This is a genomic window from Pseudomonas sp. NY15435 (assembly GCF_048068295.1).
Taxonomy (GTDB): Bacteria; Pseudomonadota; Gammaproteobacteria; order Pseudomonadales; family Pseudomonadaceae; genus Pseudomonas.
This window is the reverse complement of sequence record NZ_JBLUQA010000001.1, coordinates 565,132-579,822: the sequence shown is the minus strand read 5'-3', so window position 1 is coordinate 579,822 and position 14,691 is coordinate 565,132. Positions and strand designations below refer to the sequence as shown.

At 66.6% G+C, this 14,691-nt stretch carries 16 protein-coding genes; 7 read left to right on the top strand and 9 right to left on the bottom strand.

The genetic code is table 11. The annotated features are described in order from the left end of the window. Nucleotides 1-164 precede the first annotated feature (164 nt). The 3 genes from ACNFH5_RS02770 to ACNFH5_RS02760 all read right to left on the bottom strand — a co-directional run bounded on the left by ACNFH5_RS02770 (nucleotide 165) and on the right by ACNFH5_RS02760 (nucleotide 4,295). Complete coding sequence (locus ACNFH5_RS02770) at nucleotides 165-1,502, bottom strand: DUF1329 domain-containing protein (protein ID WP_416744040.1); 1,338 nt, start codon at nucleotides 1,500-1,502, stop codon at nucleotides 165-167. Nucleotides 1,503-1,513: 11 nt separating this feature from the next. Beyond that, nucleotides 1,514-3,337: a DUF1302 domain-containing protein gene (locus ACNFH5_RS02765; RefSeq protein ID WP_416744038.1), complete on the bottom strand. Its 1,824-nt coding sequence runs from the start codon at nucleotides 3,335-3,337 to the stop codon at nucleotides 1,514-1,516. A 118-nt stretch (nucleotides 3,338-3,455) separates the two neighbouring features. Then, complete coding sequence (locus tag ACNFH5_RS02760) at nucleotides 3,456-4,295, bottom strand: AraC family transcriptional regulator ligand-binding domain-containing protein (protein ID WP_416744036.1); 840 nt, start codon at nucleotides 4,293-4,295, stop codon at nucleotides 3,456-3,458. Nucleotides 4,296-4,391: 96 nt separating this feature from the next. Here ACNFH5_RS02760 and ACNFH5_RS02755 point away from each other — a divergent pair, with 96 nt between their 5' ends. Next, on the top strand, nucleotides 4,392-5,315 hold the full coding sequence (locus ACNFH5_RS02755) for a LysR family transcriptional regulator (protein ID WP_416744035.1): 924 nt from the start codon (nucleotides 4,392-4,394) through the stop codon (nucleotides 5,313-5,315). Between the two features lie 250 nt (nucleotides 5,316-5,565). On the opposite strand, the gene ACNFH5_RS02750 is transcribed toward ACNFH5_RS02755, so the two are convergent. Continuing rightward, nucleotides 5,566-5,859, bottom strand: a complete 294-nt coding sequence (locus ACNFH5_RS02750; RefSeq protein WP_416744033.1) for a hypothetical protein — start codon at nucleotides 5,857-5,859, stop codon at nucleotides 5,566-5,568. 85 nt (nucleotides 5,860-5,944) lie between these two features. Beyond that, the gene (locus ACNFH5_RS02745; protein WP_416744032.1) at nucleotides 5,945-6,868 is read right to left on the bottom strand and encodes a LysR family transcriptional regulator; all 924 of its coding nucleotides are present in this window, start codon (nucleotides 6,866-6,868) and stop codon (nucleotides 5,945-5,947) included. 202 nt (nucleotides 6,869-7,070) lie between these two features. On the opposite strand from ACNFH5_RS02745, the gene ACNFH5_RS02740 reads away from it, so the two are divergent. Together ACNFH5_RS02740 and ACNFH5_RS02735 are read left to right on the top strand one after the other, a co-directional pair. Continuing rightward, nucleotides 7,071-8,021 carry an alpha/beta fold hydrolase gene (locus ACNFH5_RS02740; RefSeq protein WP_416744030.1) on the top strand — a complete coding sequence of 317 codons (951 nt, stop codon included), beginning with the start codon at nucleotides 7,071-7,073 and terminating at the stop codon, nucleotides 8,019-8,021. A 64-nt stretch (nucleotides 8,022-8,085) separates the two neighbouring features. After that, the gene (locus ACNFH5_RS02735) at nucleotides 8,086-9,114 is read left to right on the top strand and encodes a helix-turn-helix domain-containing protein (RefSeq protein ID WP_416744029.1); all 1,029 of its coding nucleotides are present in this window, start codon (nucleotides 8,086-8,088) and stop codon (nucleotides 9,112-9,114) included. A 1-nt stretch (nucleotide 9,115) separates the two neighbouring features. Here the strand turns inward: ACNFH5_RS02735 and ACNFH5_RS02730 are convergent, their stop codons facing one another. After that, nucleotides 9,116-9,571, bottom strand: a complete 456-nt coding sequence (locus tag ACNFH5_RS02730) for a GNAT family N-acetyltransferase (protein WP_416744028.1) — start codon at nucleotides 9,569-9,571, stop codon at nucleotides 9,116-9,118. A 43-nt stretch (nucleotides 9,572-9,614) separates the two neighbouring features. Continuing rightward, nucleotides 9,615-10,532, bottom strand: a complete 918-nt coding sequence (locus ACNFH5_RS02725) for a LysR family transcriptional regulator (RefSeq protein ID WP_416744027.1) — start codon at nucleotides 10,530-10,532, stop codon at nucleotides 9,615-9,617. A gap of 97 nt (nucleotides 10,533-10,629) precedes the next feature. On the opposite strand from ACNFH5_RS02725, the gene ACNFH5_RS02720 reads away from it, so the two are divergent. After that, the gene (locus tag ACNFH5_RS02720; RefSeq protein ID WP_416744026.1) at nucleotides 10,630-10,917 is read left to right on the top strand and encodes a DUF2218 domain-containing protein; all 288 of its coding nucleotides are present in this window, start codon (nucleotides 10,630-10,632) and stop codon (nucleotides 10,915-10,917) included. 245 nt (nucleotides 10,918-11,162) lie between these two features. Here the strand turns inward: ACNFH5_RS02720 and ACNFH5_RS02715 are convergent, their stop codons facing one another. Continuing rightward, nucleotides 11,163-11,444, bottom strand: a complete 282-nt coding sequence (locus tag ACNFH5_RS02715; protein ID WP_416744025.1) for a type II toxin-antitoxin system RelE/ParE family toxin — start codon at nucleotides 11,442-11,444, stop codon at nucleotides 11,163-11,165. Continuing rightward, nucleotides 11,441-11,668 (bottom strand): CopG family ribbon-helix-helix protein, encoded by a 228-nt coding sequence (locus ACNFH5_RS02710; protein WP_416744024.1) that lies wholly within the window; start codon nucleotides 11,666-11,668, stop codon nucleotides 11,441-11,443. Before ACNFH5_RS02710 ends, ACNFH5_RS02715 begins: the two co-directional genes overlap by 4 nt. A 336-nt stretch (nucleotides 11,669-12,004) precedes the next feature. On the opposite strand from ACNFH5_RS02710, the gene speB reads away from it, so the two are divergent. From speB to ACNFH5_RS02695, 3 genes are all read left to right on the top strand, one after another. After that, nucleotides 12,005-12,961: an agmatinase gene (gene speB / locus ACNFH5_RS02705; protein WP_416744023.1), complete on the top strand. Its 957-nt coding sequence runs from the start codon at nucleotides 12,005-12,007 to the stop codon at nucleotides 12,959-12,961. Nucleotides 12,962-13,036: 75 nt separating this feature from the next. Then, entirely contained in the window at nucleotides 13,037-13,960 is a 924-nt protein-coding gene (locus ACNFH5_RS02700; RefSeq protein WP_416744021.1) for a LysR family transcriptional regulator, read from the top strand. Further along, nucleotides 13,960-14,679, top strand: coding sequence for a phytanoyl-CoA dioxygenase family protein (locus ACNFH5_RS02695; RefSeq protein ID WP_416744384.1), 720 nt, complete (start codon nucleotides 13,960-13,962; stop codon nucleotides 14,677-14,679). The genes ACNFH5_RS02700 and ACNFH5_RS02695 overlap by 1 nt, the downstream gene beginning before the upstream one ends. Nucleotides 14,680-14,691: the final 12 nt, after the last annotated feature.

The window sequence follows — 14,691 nt, the reverse complement described above, 5'->3', positions numbered from 1 at the left end:
CGCACCTCCGCCCTCTTCCACAGGGAGAGGGCTGGGGTGAGGGAACGTGCTCGCGCCGGAGGCCCAGGCAGCACCCCGCCGAAAAACAAAAACGCCCTCTCCGGATTTCCGGAGAGGGCGCAACCGCGCCGGCTACGCCCAGCCGGGACAAGGGAGCGGAAGCGCTACTTCGCCCAGCGCCGCAGCTCCGATGGCGTGTAGTCACTCATCTTCGCGTGCTGGCCGGTTTTCAGGCCGCTGTTCTCCTCGTTCATCAGGCCGTTGACAAAGTAGCGCCCGCTGATGAGGTCGTAGGCCGCGGCCAGGGCTTCGTAGGTGAACTGCTTGTCGTAGTACGGCATGGCATGGGACTGGTAGTTGCGCCACAGCTCGCCACGGCTGTCATAGAACTCGCCGAGGACGATGTTCCAGCTGTCCTCGTCGAGGTAGTAGCGGCGCTTGCTGTAGATGTGGCGTGCGCCGGCCTTGAGGGTGGCTTCGACGACCCACACGCGGTGCTTCTCGAAGCGCGTCAGGTCCGGGTTGAGGTGGCCGGTCTTGAGGATATCGGTGTATTTCACCGAGCGGTCGTACAGGCGGAAGCTGTTGTACGGTACGAACAGTTCCTGCTTGCCCGTCAGCTTCCAGTCGTAGCGGTCCGGCGCGCCGTTGAAGCCGTCGAGGCTGTCGGCGGTGATCATGCCGTCGCTGTAGCGCGCACTGTTGTCATAGGCGATCAGCGGTGCGCGGCGCACGCGGCGCTGGCCGGGGATGTACTGCCAGGCGGCGCGCGGTTCGGCCATCTGGTCCATGGGCTCGTGGGACAGCACCGCCTCGCCGGACAGCCGCGCCGGTTCCAGCACGCGGGTCTTGAACAGGTAGAGCAGGTTGCCGTCCTGCGGCAGGTCGTCGATGGTTTCGGCGTAGTTCATCTCGGTCTGCGAGCGGACCAGGGCGAAGACGCCGTTCTCCTTCACGTTAGCCGAGCTGAAAGTGCGCGAGAGGCTGCCGCCGCGGTAGCGGGTGATGTGATTCCACAGCGCTTCGACGCCCTCCCTGGGCAGCGGGAAGGGCACGCCGCGATGGTAGTTCAGCACACCGTTGCCGCCGTCGGCGAGCTTGCTCTGCTCGGCGTTGCGGCGGGTTTCGGCATTGATGTCGTCGGGCAGCCGCGCGCTGCGATGGCTGGGGTAGACGTTGATCCTGTAAGTCGCCGGATAGCGCTTGAGCATCGCCTGCTCGCCGGGGCTGAGCCACTGGCTGTACTGCCCGGCGTTGGCCGGAGTGATGGTGAACAGTGGCTTCTCGCTGGCGTAGGGATTGGCGTAGCCACCCTTGGCGTCGACCTGCCCGGCGTCGGGTTTCAGGCCGCCGTCCCAGGCGGGGATGCTGCCGTCGGCGTTGCCTGCTTTTTCCGCACCGGTCGGGGTCAGCTTGCCGCCCAGGTCGGCGGCCGTGTTGGCGTGGGCGTTGAAGACCAGGCCCATGGCGAGCGCCAGGGCAGTGATTGGCATGAGTTGCATCGGCAGGTTCCTCAGAAGTCGACCTTGGCGCTGACGCTGTAGAAGTCGCGGTCGTCGAGCGTGCTGTACGTGTTGGTGCCGAAGAAGGTGTTGTAACCGAACTCCAGGCTGTAATCGTTGAGGTAGTTGAAGGCCAGCGACAGGCCGGCGGCCATCTGCCCTTCCTGGAACGGGCCGCCCGGATCGTAGGAGTAGCCTTCGACGTCGTGGCGGAAGTTCAGGCTGGGCAGCATGTTCACCCCTGGCAGCACGTCGCTGTATTCCAGGCCGGCGCGCAGGCGGTAGCCCCAGGACCAGGGCGTGGTGAATCCATCGTCGGTGCAGTAGCGGTTGGTCACGCCGCTCGCGACGGTGTTGCACGTCGTGCCGTTGAGCGGCGCGCTGCGGCCGAAGGCTGCGTTGCGCCCCAGGCGTTCATCGCCGACATCGCCCACGTGCACCACGCCGGCCTCGCCGAGCAGCGTCAGGCGGGTGGCGCCCAGTACGTTGTCGATGATCTGGGTGGCGGAAGCGGTCATCTGCCACACCGGCTTGCGCTCCCAGCCGTCCAGGGTCTGGCCGGTAGTGGTGGCGCTGGCCGGAATCCCCTCGATGGCCGAACTGCCGGATGGCCCGGTGATCATCGCGACGTTCATGTCGGGGCCGTTGTAGGCCACTGGCATGTTCGGCCGGTAGCTCAGCTCCGCCGCCAGCGAGGTACCCCAGCCTGGCAGTGCACCGTTGATGCTCAGGCCGTAGAGGTGGATGTTCTCCGGAAAGGCGGCGGCATACACCGGGCCCTGCACGCGGCCGATGGGGAAGTTGCCGGGCTTGCTGGCGTCCCGCGCGGTGAGCTGCAGGTACGGCAGGCGCGCGTGGTAGTTGACGTAGTAGAAGGCCGCCTCGGCATCGTTCAGCGAGCTGATCAGGGTGCGCAGGGCGACGCCCCACTGGCCCTGGTCGGACGGATCCTGGTCGTCGCCGTGGGAGGCGTACAGACCGCTGACCTGCATCTGCGCGTCGGTCTGCACCTGGCTCAGGTACAGCGGGCCACAGCCGGGCTGGATGACATCGCTGGTGGCGAAGAAGGTGCCGCAGCCGTCGAGCACGCTGGGGCGCCAGTTGTACTGGTAGAAGCCTTCCAGGTTGACCTTGTCGGTCAGCCCGAGGTTGAAGGAGAGCATCTCCACCGGCAGCTGGCCTTCCTTGATGTCCACCCCGGGTTTGTTGAAGGCGCTGTAGTCCAGCGGGTTGATCACGTTGACGCCGTTCTGGATCAGGATCGCCTCGCCCCAGGACAGCACCTGTTTGCCGAGCTTGAGGTTGAGCGGATGCTCGTCGACGTCGAAGTCCTTCCACACGTAGGCATCGAGGGTATCGAAGCCGTGGTAGCGCGCCAGGGTCGGCCAGCCGCTGTCGTCGAAGTCCTTGAAGCGGCCGTCGCCGGTTTCGTAGGCGTGGTCGTACCAGTACTTGACGCGGACAAAGGCGCCCTGCCCCTGGCCGTCGAGACTGAAGTCAGTGAGGCCCTTGAACATCTGCGAGATGGGGTCGCCCTTCTTGAAGTTCAGGCGGTTGTCGTCGGCGCTCACGCTGCTGCCGTCGGCGTTGTCGATGTGCTGCGCCTGCACCGCGTTGGCGTGGGTCATCAGGTGCCGGTCCGGGTCCTGCGCGGACCAGCTGGCGCCCAGGCTCAGGGTGGTCTTGGTCGACAGGCTCCAGTCGTCGTTCAGCTCGAAGGTGGTGGCCTGCGCGGGGATGGCGCTGCCCACCGCGAGGACAAGCAGGAGAGGTTTGCAGTGTTGGCACCGCCCCAGAAGCGGAATGGGGGCAGGGGCCGGATGGATTCTTGTCATTATGGGCTCCGGATGGGTAGTACCGCGGGCCCACCTTGCCGGGCGCGGGCCGTTGGGCCGCAAGCCGGGAAAGACAAAAACCGATCATCCTGCGCTGCGCCGGTGCCGCCTCGCCGCCTCAGGAATGCCCCAGGCGGAACTGCTTGGGAGTGATGCCGAAGCGCTTGCGGAAGGCGCGGATGAAGTTGCCGCTCTGCCGATAGCCGATGCGCTCGGCAATGCGTTCGATGGGCTGATCGGAGGAGCGCAGCCAGATGCGCGCCAGGTTCAGGCCATCGCCCTCGCCGGCTTCCCGCGTACCGCTCCATTGGCGCCGCAGGCTCTGATAGAGGAACTCGTTGGCGCCGGCCAGTGGCGTCTCCAGCAGCACGGTGGGTAGTGCCAGGTACGGGGTATGGCTCGTGCGCCACGGCACGCCCCATTGCGTCAGCACTTCGCCGCAACGCTGACGCGGGCCAGTGCCGGCTTCGATGAAGGTGGCGCGCGGCAAGCGGCTCACGCGGCGGGCGATGTTGCGGATCAGCGTCAGCTCAGCCGCATCGAGCCCGAAGTGATGCAGCTGCTGGCTCACCGGCGTGAGCGTTAGCCGGGTGGCATCGCCGTCGTGCGTCAGGCTTACCTCCAAGCAATTGGTCACCGACGGCACGTGCTCGCAGAAGGCCGCGAGGCTGGCGCCCAGGGTGGGCGCCGAGTCCAGCAGGATGTTCAGCCCTTGCAGGCAGTGAGTGGCCATGCCGTTGACCAGCCCACAACCGAACTGCGGGTTGCCGCTGGCGCGCTCGCATTCGCGCCAGAGCGATTCCATCTGCTCGACTGGAACGCGGGCGCGGTGGTCCGCCAGCAACGCCTCGGCGATCCCGGCGCGCGCCCGCAACTCGCCGGCACTCAGCCCAAGGCGGGTGGCGTGCAGCAGGATGGTGCTGGCAAAGGCACTGGAAGCGAACAGCAGGACGGACATGGCGATGGACCGGAGCGGCGACCGGTTTACTACATCAGCTCCCTCTGCTATCCATCAAATTCATTCGACTCAACACTTTGATGCGCAGGATGCATGATGGAATTGAGACAGCTCCGCCACCTGGCCGCCCTCGCCGATTTCCAGAACTTCCAGCGCGCCGCCGACGCCATTGGCCTCAGCCAGTCGGCGCTGAGCCGCAGCATCCAGACTCTGGAGCGCGACCTGGACTGCGAGCTGGTGGATCGCCAGAGCCGTGAATTCCGCCTCACCGGCCAGGGCCAACTGGTGCTTCAGCACGCCCGCCGCCTGCTCGCCGGAACGCGCTCGCTGCGCAATGAACTGGAGCAGTACAACGGCCTGAATGCCGGCGAGCTGCGCTTCGGCTGCGGCCCCTACCCCGCCCAGTTGCTGGTGCCCGAGGCGATGGCGGATTTCATCCGCGCGCACCCGGCCATAAACGTCGGTTTCCTCATGGGAGACTGGCTGCAGATGGCCCAACTGCTCAAGGAAGAGCAGGTGGAATTCTTCGTCGGCGACGCCCGCGAGTTCGCCGGCAATCCGGACTACCAGGTGCGCTGGATGGACCTGCGCCCGGGCCGCTTCTTCTGCCGTGTCGGTCACCCACTGGCCCTGCGCCCGACGCTGAAACTGGGCGAGCTGCTCGACTACCCGCGCGTTGGCACACGCATCCCGCCGCCGCTGCGCAAGGTGCTGGCCGAGGTGATCGGCGAGCGGGATTTCCACATGAACGTGGAGTGTGCGCAGTTCGCCGCCATCCTGCACATCGTCGCGCGCTCCGACGCCGTCGGCCTCGCCGCGGTGGAGGCTTTGCACGACCCGGTGCAGCGCGGCGAAATCGCTCTGTTGCAGATCACCGACGTCCCGCAGGATCGTCCTGAATTACGCCTGCACTACGGCATCGTCAGCCGCGCCGACTACGGACTTTCACCGGCGGCCCAGGCGATGGTGGAAGCGATCTACGCGGCCGATCGGCGGCTGCCACGTGGGGCGAAAGCCTAGCAGTGCGCGATGGCGATTCAGGAGCGGGGATGCTTCGCGAGCAAGCTCGCTCCTACAGGCCCCCGCGCGCTCCTTGTAGGAGCGAGCTTGCTCGCGAACCGCGCGGCACCAGGCCATCGCGAGCGCAGCCTGCTCCCACGTCCAGGGCTTTTGCGTGCTCCTCGCTCCTGCAGGCCCCCGCACGCTCCTTGTAGGAGCGAGCTTGCTCGCGAACCGCGCGGCACCAGGCCATCGCGGACGGAGTCCGCTCCTACTCTCCCTGGGGATGTTGGGTGCTACCGGCGACCAACAGATCGCCATGCAGCTCGCAGTAGCACTCGTCATTCCAGCCATAGTGCGGATCGCGGCAGATCGAATGGCGCACCGGGCCGGTGGTGCCGGGCTTGCGGGTTTTCAGGCTGTCGCGCAGGGCGGCGTAGATCGAGCCGGGCTGTGGCCAGTCGGTAAGGACAGGCCCCTCGCCCAACTGGTTTCCAGCGCGCAGCTCCGCGCGCAGGATTGCATCGAGTTCCGGGCAAAGGCTGGCGGTGGGCGATCGTCTCATGGAATTCCCTGCTCAAAGGCGGCAAACCCGCGGGACATTATCCAGGGTTTGCGCGCGCCAGAACGGAAATGGAAGCGGTTATTCGCTAGCGCTGCATACTCGACCGTTGCGACGGTTTCGGCAGGCCGGCGAACGCGGCCTGCACCTGGCGAATCGCCCGCTCCATGGCCTGCTCGAAGCGGTAGCGATTCTCCACGTACAGGCACAGCTCGATGGCGATCGGCTGCTCGATGGGCAGCGGGCTCTGGCATAGGCCCAGCTGCGTCGCGACGCGGCTGGGCAGGGTCAGGCCGTAGGGGCGCTGATCGGCGATCAGACGCGCCGCCAGCGCGCTCTGCAGGGTCAGCGCGATGTGTCGGCGCTGCCCGCGCAGGCCCAGCTCAAGGTCCACTGGCCCCAGGCCGTCGCGGCGCTGGGATACCTGGATCTGCGGCACCTTCAGGTACTCCTCCAGGGTGCGCGGCGGCTGCGCGAGAGCAGCGCCGTGGGCAAACACGAAGTGATCGCCGAGCAGCGCAATCTTGCGGATGCCCGCTTGCCGGGAAAGCGGCTGGTCGATGTCGATCAGCAGGTCGAGCTTGCCGCCGGTGAGCTCCTGCAATGCATCGCGCCGGCGGCTCTGGTAGAAGCGTGGCTGCCAGTCGATGCCGGGGCCTTCCAGCAGCGCCTCCAGCAGCAGCGGCTGGAACGCCTCCGGGCAACTGATGCGCAGGCTGCGTGCGGCGGGCGCGGCATGGGCAGCGGGTGTCTGGGCCAGGGCTTCGCGCAGGGCGTCCAGCGCCTCGCGGATCGAGCCGGAAAGCCGGTGCGCCACCAGCGTCGGCGCCACGCCCAGGTGGGTCTTGATGAACAGCGGGTCGTCGCACAGCAGGCGCAGGCGACGCAGTGCGTTGCTCATCGCCGGCTGGGTCAGGCCCATCACCTCGGCGGCGCGAGTGATGCTGCGCTGGTGGTAGATGGCGTCGAAGGCCAGCAGCAGGTTGAGGTCCAGTTGGCGAAGGTCGAGCATGGTGGGCACCGCGGCGAGCGCTGAAACGAGCGGCGCATGCTAGTGAGCGCCCTGCCCCGCGCCGCCAGCCCTACAGGACAATTTCCGATCATTGCGACGCTTCGCCGACAGGCGTGGTGCCGGCATTCGTCCGGTGAATGCGCTTCGGCGATGGGCGCCGGGCTTGGCATAGTGGAGGCCACCACTCGCGGGAGGGCGCGCCATGAATGAGTTCGAACAGCAGCTGCTGGCGGTCAACGACATCCAGCTCAGCGTCTACAGCTGCGGCCCGGAAGGCGGCAAGCCGGTCTGGCTGCTGCACGGCTTCCCCGAGTGCTGGCATTCCTGGCAGCACCAGATGCGCGCCCTCGCCGCTGCCGGCTACCGGGTGTATGCCCCGGAGATGCGCGGTTATGGCCAGACCAGCGCGCCCACCGAGGTGGATGCCTACGACGTGCTGACACTCTGCGCGGATATCCAGGGGGCAATGGACGCCCTGGGCCACGAGCGCGTGGCCATGGTCGGCCACGACTGGGGTGCGCCGGTGGCGTGGCACCTGGCGCTGCTGGAGCCGCAGCGTGTCGAGGTGCTCGCCACGCTCTCGGTGCCCTTCGCAGGCCGCGCCAAGCGCCCTGCGGTGGAGATCATGCGTGAAGTCTTCGCCGGCAAGTTCTTCTACATCCTCTACTTCCAGGAGCCCGGCCGCGCCGAGGCTGAGCTGGATGCGGACATCGCCATCAGCCTGCGCCACTTCCTCGGCGACAACGTGCGCCTGGCGCCCGACCAGCCGCCCGAAGGCCGCCTGTTCGACGGCCTGCCGCCCCCACCTGAACACCCGGACTGGTGCAGCGCCGAGGACTTCCAGCACTACGTGCGGACGTTCGAGGGCCGCGGCTTCCATGGCGCGCTGAACTGGTACCGCAACTTCGAGCGCACCTGGCAGCGCACCGAGCCGCTGGCCGGACGCAAGGTCGAGCAGCCGACGCTGTTCCTGATCGGCGACCGCGACCCGGTCGGGCGCTTCGAGGCCTACACCGTGCAGCGCATGCCCGAGCATGTGCCCAACCTGGAACAGCACGTGCTGGAGAACTGCGGCCACTGGATCCAGAGCCAGCAGCCGCAGCGGGTCAACGCCTTGTTGCTGGACTTCCTCGGCCGTCATTACACAGCCTGATCCGGCTTGTGGGCGCGCGGCGCAATGCGTAAGGTCGGCCGGCCAGCCTTCCGAGCCGCGCACCATGAGCCCACGCACCGCCGATCCGTCCAACGCCTTCTACGCGCCGACCCTGCTGCCGGCGATGGAAGAGCTGTTGTCGCGCGGCATCGCTGGCGCCGAGTTGGAGGCCTGTTTTCGCCGCAGTCTGCTGGAGTTGCGTACGCCGCTGGTACGGGTGCCGCTGTTTCTCTCGCGCCGCTTCTGGGACCTGGCCGAGCAGGCCAGCGGTGAAGCGGCCATCGGCCTGCTGGCAGGCAAGCGCTTCGCCTCGACGCTGACCAATGGCCTGACCTACCTGTTCGACGTGGCGCCCACGCTGGAATTGGCCTGCGCCTATTTCTGCGAGTACTTCCCCTACTTCAACGGCTCGTTGCGCGCCGAGTTGCGCGCCGAAGGCGACAGCCTCGCGCTGGTGCTCACCGAGCACGGCGCCCTGCTCTCCGGCCGGCAGAGCCGCGAGTACACCGTGGTGGGCATCTGCAGCCTGCTGCGGCGCAAGCTGCTGGCCAGCGGGATCGATCAGGACCCGCTGCTGGGCATCGACTTGCCGGGCATCGAGCCTGGAGAGCTGCAAGCCTACGACCAGGCCCTGCGTGTGCCACTGCGCTGGGGCGCGGCTGAGGTCGTGTTGCGCCTGGCGCCGGAACTGTTCCGCCGCCCATTGTCGCCGCCGAACCCGGAGCTCGAAGGCACGCTGGTCGGCCTGCTCGACCAGGCGCGCAGCCAGACCCAGCGCACGCTGCTGGACGAGGCCGCCGACTACGTTGCCCGTGAGCTGCCCCAGGGCGCGAGCTTCCAGTCCTTCTGCGAGGCGCGCCACCTCACCGAACGCACCGCCGCGCGGCGGCTGCTCAGCCATGGCTGGCGCTACAGCGAACTGCTGGATGAGCAGCGCCGCTACCGGGCGCTGGATCTGCTGGAGCAGTCGGCGCTGTCGCTGGCGCAAATCACCGACCAGCTCGGTTACGGCGATCTGCAGAGTTTCTCCCGTGCCTTCGGCCGCTGGTACGGCACCAGCCCGGGCGCCTGGCGCGAAAGCCTGCCGCGCTGAGTCAGGGGCTGCGGCGCATGCCGATGTGCGGGATGTCGTCTTCCAGGTAGACCTCGGTCACCGGCGTGAAGCCGTAGCGACCGTAGTAACCCTGCAGGTGCGCCTGGGCCGAGAGGTAGATCGGCAGGCCCGCCCGGCGCTGGGCGATGGCCTGCAATGCCTGCTCCATCAACTGATGGCCGAGGCCGGTGCCGCGTCCCTGCGGGGCGATCACCACGCGGCCGATCACCACGTCGCCGTCGTGGCGCTGCGGGTCCAGCAGGCGCAGGTAGCCGATCAGCTGGCCATTCTCTTCCACCATCAGGTGGCAGGTGTCGCCGACCAGGTCCAGGCCATCGACCTCCTGGTAAGGGCATTTCTGTTCCACCACGAAGACTTCGGTGCGCAGCTGCAGGATGGCGTAGAGCTCTTCCTTGGTCAGGTCGCGATGGTGCTTGCAGGTCCAGTTCAGGGCCATGTCGTGTTCACTCCGATCATCAGGTTGGCCATGGTAGCGCGCCTCAGACCGGCGCGTGGAAGCGCAGCGTGGTCGAGCCACCCAGGTGCCGGCGCAGCGCGTCGATGGCGACCTTCACCTTGGCCGGCTGGGCATCCCGGCGCGGGGTGACGGCGTAGATACCGAATGGCGGCAGCGACCATTCCGGCAGCAGGCGCACCAGCCTGCCCTCCTCCAGCGCCTCGCGGACTTCCGGCTCCGGCTGGGCGGAAACACCGAGACCGTCGAGGGTGAACTGGCGCAGGGCAATCATGCTGTTGGCGGCCACGCGCGCCTCGAGCCGCAGCTTGCAGCTCTCCCCGCCCGGCCCGCTGAAGGTCAGGTAGCTCTGGTGCGCGACGGTGTTCAGCGACAGCCAGTCCATGCCCTGCAACTGCTGCGGATGGTCGATGGCCGGCATGCGCCGCAGGTAGGCGGGAGCGGCACAGACAACGTTGTTCCATTCGGCCAGGTGCCGCGCTACCAGGCTGGAATCGGAGAGACTGCCGACGCGGATGGCGAGGTCGATGCGCTGCTCGATCAGGTCGATCTGCTCATCGTGGAAGAACAGTTGCAGGCGCAGTTGGCGATGATTCTCCAGCAGCGGGCGCAGCGCCTCGGTGATCAGCTTGCCGGAGAACCCGACCGGCGCTGCCAGGCGCAACTCACCCACCGGCGCCTCGCGCCATTCCCCCAGGCGTTGCTCGGCTTCCTCGGCGATGGCGAGCATTTGCGCGCAGCTGCGATAGAAGGCCTCGCCGGCCTCGGTCAGCGTCAGCTTGCGGGTAGTGCGGTGCAGCAGCGTGACCTGGGCGTGGGCTTCGAGCTTGCGGATCTGCTGGCTGACTGCCGACGGTGTCATGCCCAGCGCTTCGGCCGCAGCGGCCATGGAGCCGCGGGCGACCACGGTGGCGAACACCGCCATGCCGCGAAGATTGTCCATTGTGAAGCTCCGCTAAAGAGTGAAAGGCAAAATAGCGGGTTTTTCCCTTGATTGCCGGCGCCTAGGATGTCATCTCCCAAAATGGAGAAGAGAAAAGATGCCTTCGAGCCGTGCCACCGTCCCTACCCCCGAAGCCGCCCGCTACCTCAAGCGCCTGTGCAACCACTTCGCCCACAAGTTGCCGGTCGAACTGACTGAAGACCGTGGCGTGCTGCCCTTCGATTTTGGCACCTGCCGCCTGCATGCCACCCCCGAGGCGCTGCTGCTGGACGCCGAGTCTGCCGACGCGGAAGGCCTGGAGCGCCTGCAGAACGTGGTGGTCAGCCACCTCGACCGTTTCGCCTGGAAAGAAGGCCAACTGCCGGTGAACTGGCAAGCCGCCTGACAGCGCTGACGGAAAAAGCGCAAAAAACGAAAAAACCCGGCCAAGGCCGGGTTTTTTGTTGCCTGGAAAACGCCAGGCGTCGCTGAGATTTTGTGACCGTTAAGGCTCTAGTTGGTCACTGCAAATCCATGAATTACAACCTGGTCGATAAAGCGACCAGATGATTCAAAGCTGTACATTTGATTGATTTTTAATCAAACAGAAAAGTCAATACTTTGAAACATCTTGTAACCGTGTGGCCACTTTTACCCCGAGTTATCCACACGATCGATGCGCAAAATCTGTACAGAACGTCCCTTTACCCGAAAGGCGGCCTGGTACGGCCAGCGCTCGACCGGCAATTCGCGCACGCCGGGCACCTCGCTGGGCATGCCGCTGCTGCTTTGCTCCAGATTCGCCAGCGGGCTTACCTGCTCGACGATGTCCTGGATGGCCCGCAGCGCCTTCTCCGGGCCGATCAGCACGACGTAGTGGTCGTAGATGGCGTCCAGGTCGGCCGCGGCCTTGTGCGTCCACTGCAGACTCATGCCAGGCCCCACTTGGCTTCGATGTCGGCGTGCTCCAGCAGGTGGCCGGCATCGGCATCCGCCACGCCTTCATCGATGGCCGCCACGTGCCAGCTCTGGCGCTCCAGGTACTGCGCCAGGGCCTGGCGCAGGTGGTACGGCCGGTCCCGGTGGGTAGCGCGGGCCAGTTGGTCCAGCGCTGCCACGAGGGCGTCATCGGCGCGGAACGAAACAACGGTGGTCACTTTTTGAACAGCTCCGTTTACGCTGTATACACAGTATACAACGATAACATACGTATACGAATCAAGCACTTGGAGGGGCAGAAGTTTTTTCCGTGAAAGCCTGGAAAGCCCGCCGGGAGCGGGCCTGGGCGGCACTTTCGCGGCGGCGAAAGTTGGCTTCCGGCTTCGGGGATTTGTTGACGGGGCGAGGCGCATCAGGCTGGCGGGGCGACGGCCTGAATCCAGATGGCAGCAAAAAGAGCCACTGCGATGCTCGCCAAAACCCCTTCGCCTGCGGCCCGCTGACCAGCCTGCCGGCGCAGGTCGACTGAACCGCGCACCGACAGGAGACGCTCCATGCCCCATGACTTCCCGCAGCCTCTAGATGCCGCCCTCATCCCGCGCTTCGCCGGTATTCCCAGTTTCATGCGCCTGCCGATCTTCGAAGACCCGGCGCAGCTGGACATTGCCCTGCTCGGCGTGCCCTGGGATGGCGGCACCACCAACCGCGCTGGCGCCCGTCATGGCCCGCGCGAGGTGCGCAACCAGTCGAGCCTGATGCGCAAGGTGCACCATGTCAGCCACATCGCGCCCTACGACCTGGTACGCATCGGTGACATTGGCGACGCCCCGGTTAACCCCATCGACCTGCTGGATTCCCTCAAGCAGATCGAGGGCTTCTATCGGCGCATCCACGCCGCGGGCACCGTCCCATTGTCGGTGGGTGGCGATCACCTGGTGACCCTGCCGATCTTCCGCGCGCTGGCCGCCGAGCGGCCCATAGGAATGGTGCATTTCGACGCCCATTCCGACACCAACGACCGCTACTTCGGCGACAACCCCTACACCCACGGCACGCCCTTCCGCCGTGCCATCGAGGAAGGCCTGCTGGACCCGAAGCGCACCGTGCAGATTGGCATTCGCGGCTCGATCTATGATGCCGACGACGAGGCCTTCGCTCAGGAGTGCGGCATCCGTGTGATCCACATGGAAGAGTTCGCCGATCTGGGCGTCGAAGCCACGCTCGCCGAAGTGCGCCGGGTCGTGGGACAGGGGCCGACCTATGTCACCTTCGATGTCGATGTGCTCGACCCGGCCTTCGCTCCCGGCACCGGCACGCCGGAAATCGGCGGCATGACAACGCTGCAGGCGCAGCACCTGATCCGAGGTCTCCAGGGGCTGAACCTGATTGGCGCCGACGTGGTGGAAGTCTCGCCGCCGTTCGACCAGGGTGGGGCGACCGCCCTGGTGGGCGCCACCATGATGTTCGAGTTGCTCTGCGTCCTGGCCGATTCCATCGCCACGCGCCGTTGACTGCCCCGGGGGTTCACGGGGCGGTGCGCGCAGCGCTATAACGAAGGGCCAACGCCCACCGCCGCGAGAACTCCCATGCTGGGCAATCTTTCCGATATCGACCTGCGCCTGCTGCGCACCTTCTGCACCATCGTCGAGGCGGGCGGCTTCACCGCTGCCCAGGTGCGCCTGAACACCAGCCTGTCGCGGCTGAGCGTGCTGGTGCGCGACCTCGAACTGCGCCTGGGCTATTCACTGTGCCGGCGCGGCAGCAGTGGCTTCCAGCTCACCGAGGAAGGGCAGCAACTCTACGAGGCGGCGCTCGGGCTGTTCGTCGACATCGAGCGCTTCCGCGAGCAGGTGACGGGCCTGGGCGGTCGCGACCGCGAGGTGCTGCACCTGGGCTGCGTTGACGGTGTGCTTGGCCAGCACTGCTGGCCGATGCCCCTGGCCATCCGCTTGTTCCGTGAGCGTCATCCGCGGGTGCGCCTGAACCTGCACACCCAGCGCCCGGACGAGCTGGAGAACGCGGTGCTGGAGGAGCGCCTGCAACTGGCGATCGGTGCCTTCCATCATCGGCTGTCCGGCCTGCGTTACCAACTGCTGTTCCGCGAGGAGCAGAACCTCTACTGCGCCCCGGGGCATCCGTTCTTCGATGCTGCCGAGGGCGAGCCTTCGCTGGAGCAGATCTGCGCTGCCCAATACATCGGGCGCGGCTACATGACCGAGAGCCGTCGCCCGCACGGCCTGGTGTTCAGCCGCGCCACCAACGCCTACACCATGGAAGCCATCGCCAACCTGGTGTTCAGCGGCACGTTCATCGGCTATCTGCCCACGCACTACGCCGCGCAGTGGGTGGCCCAGGAGCGCCTGCGGGCGATTCGACCGGCGCAGCTGGCCTATATCTCCGAATTCCACTACGTGACCCGGCAGGGCGCCGAGCCGGGCGAAGTGCTGGGCGCGTTTATCGACGCCCTGGAGCGCGCCCAGCTCGAACTGGGCAGCGGGGAACCAGCGTGATCGACGCCCTGCGGGCACTGCACGAGGACGGTTTCGTCCTGCTGCGCGGCCTGTTGAGCGCGTCACAGGTGGCCGAAGTGCGCGAGTTGATCGATGGCCTTGAGCCGCTGCACTGGGACTATGAAGGGCTGGTGGATCACTACAAATGCGTGTTCAACCGCTCGCCGCGCTGGCTGCCCTATCTCGATCCTCCGGGCCTGATAGAGCTGGCGGAGGCGGCGCTGGGCGCGGACTGCCACGTGATAGGCCAGACCGCCTGGCGATGCCATCCCGGCTTCATCGGCGCCGAGATGCACCAGGATTACCTGCCGCTCACGCTACCGGGCTTGGCAGTCGACCTGCCGATGTTCATCTGCACGGCGCAGATCTACCTGGACGAGATCGACGAGGCGTTGTGCCCGACCTGGGTGATCCCCGGCAGCCAACGTGCCGGCCGCGCACCGGCGCCGGACGAGCGCGAATGGGCGGGCAGGGCGGCCGAGCCGGTGCTGTGTTCGGCAGGCGACTGCCTGCTGTTTCGCAGCGACCTGTGGCACGCCGGCAGCCGCAACTTGAGCGAGCGAACGCGTTATCTGCTGCAGGTGCACTATGGGCGCAGGATGGTGGCGCAGAAGTTCTCGCCCTACCTGGACTGGGCCTTCAACCCCGCGGTGCTCGCCGCCTGCACACCGCGACAGCGGCGGCTGCTGGGCGACCACGAGGCGGCCGAGTACGACTGACTGGGAGGATCA

Coding starts and splice junctions, on each gene's coding strand:
- ACNFH5_RS02770 (WP_416744040.1), bottom strand. CDS start 1,502: ATGCAACTCATGCCAATCACTGCCCTGGCGCTCGCCATGGGCCTGGTC.
- ACNFH5_RS02765 (WP_416744038.1), bottom strand. CDS start 3,337: ATGACAAGAATCCATCCGGCCCCTGCCCCCATTCCGCTTCTGGGGCGG.
- ACNFH5_RS02760 (WP_416744036.1), bottom strand. CDS start 4,295: ATGTCCGTCCTGCTGTTCGCTTCCAGTGCCTTTGCCAGCACCATCCTG.
- ACNFH5_RS02755 (WP_416744035.1), top strand. CDS start 4,392: ATGGAATTGAGACAGCTCCGCCACCTGGCCGCCCTCGCCGATTTCCAG.
- ACNFH5_RS02750 (WP_416744033.1), bottom strand. CDS start 5,859: ATGAGACGATCGCCCACCGCCAGCCTTTGCCCGGAACTCGATGCAATC.
- ACNFH5_RS02745 (WP_416744032.1), bottom strand. CDS start 6,868: ATGCTCGACCTTCGCCAACTGGACCTCAACCTGCTGCTGGCCTTCGAC.
- ACNFH5_RS02740 (WP_416744030.1), top strand. CDS start 7,071: ATGAATGAGTTCGAACAGCAGCTGCTGGCGGTCAACGACATCCAGCTC.
- ACNFH5_RS02735 (WP_416744029.1), top strand. CDS start 8,086: ATGAGCCCACGCACCGCCGATCCGTCCAACGCCTTCTACGCGCCGACC.
- ACNFH5_RS02730 (WP_416744028.1), bottom strand. CDS start 9,571: ATGGCCCTGAACTGGACCTGCAAGCACCATCGCGACCTGACCAAGGAA.
- ACNFH5_RS02725 (WP_416744027.1), bottom strand. CDS start 10,532: ATGGACAATCTTCGCGGCATGGCGGTGTTCGCCACCGTGGTCGCCCGC.
- ACNFH5_RS02720 (WP_416744026.1), top strand. CDS start 10,630: ATGCCTTCGAGCCGTGCCACCGTCCCTACCCCCGAAGCCGCCCGCTAC.
- ACNFH5_RS02715 (WP_416744025.1), bottom strand. CDS start 11,444: ATGAGTCTGCAGTGGACGCACAAGGCCGCGGCCGACCTGGACGCCATC.
- speB (WP_416744023.1), top strand. CDS start 12,005: ATGCCCCATGACTTCCCGCAGCCTCTAGATGCCGCCCTCATCCCGCGC.
- ACNFH5_RS02700 (WP_416744021.1), top strand. CDS start 13,037: ATGCTGGGCAATCTTTCCGATATCGACCTGCGCCTGCTGCGCACCTTC.